We start from the raw sequence: 1,284 nt of genomic DNA on the forward strand, positions 1-1,284 counted from the left end.
TTGGCAGTCGGCGACGGTGTGGATGACGGGTGCTGCTGCCTCGGGGGTGAGACCTTTGCGCTCGTCGGTGACTAGGCCAGTGACGGACAGGGTGGTGCCGTCGAGGTCGATGGTGCCTGCGGGGCTGGCCTGTTTGGCGGCGGTGATGAGCTGGTCAAAGGGCGGGTTGCTGAACTGACCGTCGGTGTTGCTGGTGGAGGTGACCTTCCATCCGTTCATGGTGAAGGTCTTGATGGTTGGTGAGCCGGACGGGGCGGTCAGCGTGGACGGGGGTGTGGTGACGTCTGCGTAGTCGACCTCAAGGGATGACGTGTCATCGTTGCGCATGATCGTTGTGGCCTCGCCTGCTGGGGCCAGGTCGTGCTGAACGCCGGTGCGCAGTTCGGAGGCTGGGCCGCGGCAGTTGAAGTAGACGTCGATCTCGGTGCCCTTCATGTTCCAGGTGAAGATGATCCCGACGGTCACCGTGCCCCATACGCTGTTTCGTTGGGCGGCGCTGCAGGTTGAAGGCAGCATGTCGGCAGCGCTGTCCACTGGGGTGTCGGCCTTGAGATGCGCCTTGACCTCAGCCACCGAGCCAGTGTTTGAGTTGGCTCCTGCCTGCATGATTTGCGTCGACTCAACGCTTGGGTTCTTGGAGAGGCTCGTGACTGCGGCCTTGGCGACGCTTCGGGCGCCGGCGTTGCCGGGCCCCAGGCTCGGGTCCAGGCCAGCCGCCACGATGTAGAGAAACCCGCCGACCGTCACCAGAAGGAGTGCCAGGGTCACGCAGCCCAGTTTGAAGCACCCCGGCCCACGAGGAGCGCTCCGCTTCAGAGGGTGCTGCTCCACCGACGCCGACTCTACGGGCACCTCACTGGGAGCCGTCTCATCGTTGGCGCGGGTGGCGTTGCCGTCGGCGTCATTGCGTCCAATCGCCTTTTGACCCTGCACGGAAGAGACGGTGGGGGACTCTCCCTGGTCTGGATCGGTCTGCTCGTCGGGCATCGGCTGCTCCCTTGCTGACTCATTGGAGGTATTCTTCCCGATCCATTGTGGTGGCGGGGGCGTTTGGTCCGACGCTGCAGAGGCGAAGAACGAACGGTGGGTCGGCTAGAGTTCGGCGGCTTTGTTGAGGATTTCGGTGTCGCTGGGGCTGGGGGAGTCATACTTTGAGGCCCAGGTGCCGTTGTTGCAGGTGAAGGTTATCCAGTAGTCGTTGTCGCTGGAGAGTCCTTTCTGCAGTTTGCCGTTGAGCTGGAGCGTGGTCAGTTTTGCGGCTTGGCAGTCGGCGACGGCGTGGAC

The 1,284-nt window shown here is 63.6% G+C and carries 1 protein-coding gene and 1 pseudogene; both read right to left on the bottom strand.

Annotated elements, in window-relative coordinates; translation table 11 throughout:
* A partial coding sequence (locus HMPREF3165_RS05345) for a hypothetical protein (RefSeq protein ID WP_070511386.1) occupies nucleotides 1-987 on the bottom strand: 987 nt, incomplete at its 3' end.
* Nucleotides 988-1,092: 105 nt separating this feature from the next.
* Nucleotides 1,093-1,284, bottom strand: a pseudogene (locus tag HMPREF3165_RS05350) (hypothetical protein); the annotation flags it as partial.

It is taken from the genome of Actinomyces sp. HMSC08A09, from assembly GCF_001807465.1.
Classification (GTDB): domain Bacteria; phylum Actinomycetota; class Actinomycetes; order Actinomycetales; family Actinomycetaceae; genus Actinomyces; species Actinomyces oris.